This window comes from Caballeronia sp. M23-90, from assembly GCF_053574605.1.
This window is the reverse complement of record NZ_JBSIPA010000507.1, coordinates 1-4,543: the sequence shown is the minus strand read 5'-3', so window position 1 is coordinate 4,543 and position 4,543 is coordinate 1. Positions and strand designations below refer to the sequence as shown.

General features: G+C 60.7%; 4 protein-coding genes. 3 read left to right on the top strand and 1 reads right to left on the bottom strand.

Annotated elements, in window-relative coordinates:
* Positions 1-11: 11 nt before the first annotated feature.
* The 3 genes from ACRXB1_RS31195 (at position 12) to ACRXB1_RS31185 (ending at position 2,407) form a co-directional block, all read left to right on the top strand.
* The gene (locus tag ACRXB1_RS31195; RefSeq protein ID WP_062169144.1) at positions 12-596 is read left to right on the top strand and encodes a YceI family protein; all 585 of its coding nucleotides are present in this window, start codon (positions 12-14) and stop codon (positions 594-596) included.
* 200 nt (positions 597-796) lie between these two features.
* The gene (locus tag ACRXB1_RS31190; RefSeq protein ID WP_449494238.1) at positions 797-1,663 is read left to right on the top strand and encodes an NmrA family NAD(P)-binding protein; all 867 of its coding nucleotides are present in this window, start codon (positions 797-799) and stop codon (positions 1,661-1,663) included.
* 3 nt (positions 1,664-1,666) lie between these two features.
* The gene (locus ACRXB1_RS31185) at positions 1,667-2,407 is read left to right on the top strand and encodes an SDR family oxidoreductase (protein ID WP_449494237.1); all 741 of its coding nucleotides are present in this window, start codon (positions 1,667-1,669) and stop codon (positions 2,405-2,407) included.
* 44 nt (positions 2,408-2,451) lie between these two features.
* Here the strand turns inward: ACRXB1_RS31185 and ACRXB1_RS31180 are convergent.
* The coding region (locus ACRXB1_RS31180; protein WP_449494236.1) for a cellulose synthase subunit BcsC-related outer membrane protein at positions 2,452-4,543 on the bottom strand (2,092 nt) is incomplete at its 5' end.

Below are 4,543 nucleotides of genomic sequence, written 5' to 3'. Positions count from 1 at the left end.
CAGGAAAACACATGAAAAAGAACCTTTTGATCGCGGCAGCAGGCGCGTTGTTCGTGGCGGCATCGTTTAACGCAATGGCCGCTGAAGTCACGTACCAACTCGATCCGAACCACACGTACCCGAGCTTCGAGACCGATCACTTCGGCGGCATCTCGGTGTGGCGTGGCAAGTTCGACAAAAGCAGCGGCACGGTGACGATCGATCGCGAAGCGAAGAAGGGCACGCTGGAAGCGACCATCGACATGACGTCGATCAACATCGGCAATGAGAAACTCGATGGTGAACTGAAGAGCGCGCAATTCTTCGATACCGAAAAATTCCCGACGGCAACCTACAAGGGCACGTCGATGAAGTTCAAGGGCGACGTGCCGGTGGAAGTGATCGGCGAGTTGACGCTGCACGGCGTGACGAAGCCGGTGAACCTGAAGATCGAATCGTTCAAGTGCTTCACGAACCCGATGATGAAGAAAGAAGTGTGCGGCACGGAATCGACGGGCACATTCGATCGCGCTGACTTCGGTGTGGACTACGGCAAGGCATACGGCTTCAAGATGAAGACGACGCTGCATATCCAGGCTGAAGGCGTGCGCCAGTAAGCATTGCTTTAAGCGCTTAAAAGCCGTTCCAGTTCGCGCTGGAACGGCTTTTCCGTATTTGCTGTAACAGCATATGAAAAAAATGATAAATGACATCGTGTCATTAATTAAATGACAGGTAGGTTATCGCTAAACGCCTTTCAAACGCCCACACTTCTTCTCAACGCAGCGTCCGCTGTCGGTCTTTTGAGGAGAACACCATGTTCGCTATCACCGGAATCACGGGTCAGGTCGGGGGAGTCGTCGCACGTTTGCTGCTCGCATCGGGTCACGATGTCCGCGCCGTGGTGCGCGATGCAGCAAAAGGAGAAGCGTGGGCGAAGGAGGGCTGCGAAGTAGCGGTCGCCGACGTCAACGATCAACACGCGCTTCAGCACGCGTTCGAAGGCACGGAAGGCGTATTCGTCCTATTGCCGCCGACCTTCGATCCGACGCAGGGATTTCCCGAGGCGCGCAAGGCGATCGCTTCGCTGCGGGCCGCGCTTGCCGCAGCCAGGCCGAAAAAGGTCGTGGTGCTCTCGACCATCGGCGCGCAAGCCACACAGCCCAACTTGCTCAACCAGCTCCAGATCATGGAGCAGGAACTCGGCACTTTGCCCATGCCGGTCGCGTTTCTTCGTGCTGCGTGGTTCATCGAAAACGCAGCCTGGGATATTGCGCCGGCCCGTGAAACGGGTATCGTCCCGAGCTTCCTTCAGCCGCTCGACAAACTCGTTCCCATGGTCGCCACCGCCGATATCGGCCGGGTTGCAGCAGATTTGTTGCGCGAGACGTGGACGGGTCGGCGGGTCATTGAGCTTGAGGGGACGCAGCGCGTATCGCCGGACATGATCGCCGCGAGCCTTGGACGGTTGCTCGGACGCGATGTCCGCATGAACATCGTGCCGCGTGATACTTGGGAAGGCCTTTTCCGCTCGCAGGGCATGACCAATCCGCTGCCGCGCATGCAGATGATCGACGGGTTCAACGAAGAATGGATTTGCTTCGAAGGCGGTCAAAACGAGGTGCGTCGCGGCCGTGTTCCGCTCGATACCGTGCTGCAATCGCTGATCGAAAAGGGAGCTTGAGTCATGACGAACATCGATGTGAGCGGGCGGCTCGAGGGCAGGAAAATTGTCGTGCTCGGCGGTTCGTCAGGGATTGGCTACACGGTCGCGGAGTACGCCGTGGAGGAAGGCGCGCGGGTCGTGATTGCATCGAGTAACGCGCAACGGGTGGCGGCTGCGGCGGAATCGCTTGGACCGAAGGTGGAAGGCCACGCGCTCGATCTCACCGACGAGCGCGCCATCCAGTCGTTCTTCGATGCCACCGGAAACTTCGATCACCTCGTCTTCACCGCCGGCGATTCGTTACGGCTTGGAGAGCTTGCGAAGACGGATCTAAGCGAGGCGCGGCGCGCATTCGATATCCGCTACTGGGGGGCGCTTACCGCCGTCAAACATGGCGCGCCGCATATGACGAAGGGTGGATCGATCGTCCTGACTACGGGCATTGCGGCGTTGCGTCCGCATAGCGGCTGGGCGTTCGGCGCAAGCGTCTGCGGCGCGATGGAAGCACTGACGCGTGCGCTGGCCGTCGAACTCGCACCGTTGCGGGTGAATGCGGTTTCGCCGGGCCTGGTCGCGACCAACCTGTGGCAGAACATGTCCGAGGCAGATCGCGCAGCCATGTACGAGCAGGCTGGCAAACACCTGCCCGCAGGACGCGTAGGCGAAGCACGTGACGTCGCCGCCGCGTATCTGTTCCTGATGGAATGCGGCTTTGCGACGGGCCAGACCTACGTGGTGGACGGCGGAGGGGTGCTGGTTTAAAGCATGAAGCTCCGGGCTGACAACGCACCGGGGCTTCATGATTTTCAGTTCGACATCGATACGTAAGGCGAGCTGACAGGCGAAGGCGGGAACGATGGCTGCACCATGTTCTGCTTCGTGAAGCTGTAGCGAATATAAACCGCCGCCAGATACTCACGATACTGGTACGCGTTGCCAAGCGAAGCCGTGGCGCCCACCGTCAATTGCGGTGCAAGCTGAAACTCTCCCGTTGCGCTGAACGAATACGAGATCCCCGTCTTCGTCTGGCTGCCGTAGACGCCACCCTGCGAGGCCGTGATTCCGGTGCCGCCGACCGGCTGCACGTTGCCGTTGGTCGGGAAGTAATCCGACGCATCCTGGCGGTAATGCTGCACGCCGATCGAGCCTTTCACGTCATACGTGAACGCGCCGCTGCGGCCCATGTATTCCACCGGCAAGTTCAGGATCACGTACTGTTGCGGGCTGAAATAGCCGCCCTGGCCGTAGGTGAAAAAGGAGAGGTTCTTGTCGTAGTGCATCAGCGTGGTGTTCACGCCGGCGGTCAACGTCTGGTTGGCATCGGAATAGAGGCGCGTGTAGAAACCGCCGCCACCTTTTTCCGCCGTGTTGCTCGCGACGTTCTTGCCGTCGTAATACTGGAACGAACCATTCAGGTATACGCCGTTCGTGCCGTCGTCCCAGCCGAGGTCGAAGCGTCCGCCATTCGACGTGATGCCGCCCCACGTGATACCTGCTTGCGCATCGTGCGCGCCGGCATACGACAGCAAACTGTCCGTGACCGCGCGGCGAGCCACGGCGACCGAGTACGAGACCTTGTCGGTGATCGCGCCTTTGTACTGCGCGCCGCCCACGACGTTTTCTTCGCGAAAGCCGAGTGGCGTAGTGCCGACATCGAGTTGCACGCTGTTCGTTTCGTATCCCACCGACAAACCCACGCCGCTCGCGGTCTGGTTGCCGTACTGATTGGAGACAGGGCGCCCGCTTCCTCCCGCGCTGAGTCCTGAGCCGAGTCCCGATCCGAAACGCTTGAGGGTATCGGCGGTTTCCTGCGCGGTGCCGGCATCGAGCGTAACGGGTGTCGCCGTGACCACCACGTGACCATTGCCCGCACGTATCCGTCCTTGGATAGGCGCCTCGATATCCGTCAGGTTCGACAACCCGTCCTCGCCCGTGCGGCTGCGAAACACCACGCCGCCCGACACGGTGCTTGACTGCGCGCGATTGATTTGCGCGAGTTCATCGGCGACACCAAGCGTCTGTGCGTTTGCGATGTTGCCCTGATACGGCTGTTGGCCGGGCTGGGTAACCTGCGCCGTCTGCGACGGCACGTATGCCTGCGCGTAGCCCGCAGGAGGCTGCGGAATGTAGGGCTGGTTCGAGTAGTACGGCTGCTGCTGTTGCTGCGGCGGATACGCGTAAGGCTGCTGTTGCGTGTAGTTGGTTTCGTCGGCGGCAGGGGCGTAGCGACGCGTTGCCTGACGCGACGCGGGTTGGGTCGCTTTAGTCGTTGTGGCGCGTTTCGTCTTCGCTGCCGAGGTACTCGAATACACACGCGGCTGAGGCGCCTGCGCGTTGTTTTGTGCCTCCTGCGCGGCAGGCGACATGGGCCACGGCGAACTCATCGCCGGATCTTGCTGCTGATAAGGTTGCTGGTTTTGCTGTTGATAAGGCTGCGGCTGATACTGCTGCTGTGCCGGATAAGCTTGCTGTTGCTGATAAGGCTGTTGATACGGCTGCTGATATTGCGCCTGGTACTGCCCTGAGTCCTGAGCCGGTCCTTGTCCCGGGTACGGCTGCAACGGTGCCGCCGATGGCGCGCCGGACTGGCTCGAACCATAGGTATCGGGACCGTACCCACCGTTGCCTGTTACGGGACGTGCGCTATTGGCCGGCGCGCGGTAAGGCGCAGAATACGGGACCGGATTGGGCGCAACGTAAGGCGTCGAATACGGCGCAGGCTGCGGAGGAGGCAAATAGTTCGGCACGTTCTGCGTCGGTGAATAGGGCTGGGAGTACTGCTGCGTGCGAGGTTGGGAATAGGGCTGCTGCTGCGGATACCCAGGCAGGCCCGGCGCCGGATCCGACGAACGGGAAAACAAGCCGACGGGTCCGCTCGCCGGCTTGTTTTCCCGTTCA

Bases quoted from the DNA above. Each gene is read 5' to 3' on its own strand.
- ACRXB1_RS31195 (WP_062169144.1), top strand. From the start codon at position 12: ATGAAAAAGAACCTTTTGATCGCGGCAGCAGGCGCGTTGTTCGTGGCG.
- ACRXB1_RS31190 (WP_449494238.1), top strand. From the start codon at position 797: ATGTTCGCTATCACCGGAATCACGGGTCAGGTCGGGGGAGTCGTCGCA.
- ACRXB1_RS31185 (WP_449494237.1), top strand. From the start codon at position 1,667: ATGACGAACATCGATGTGAGCGGGCGGCTCGAGGGCAGGAAAATTGTC.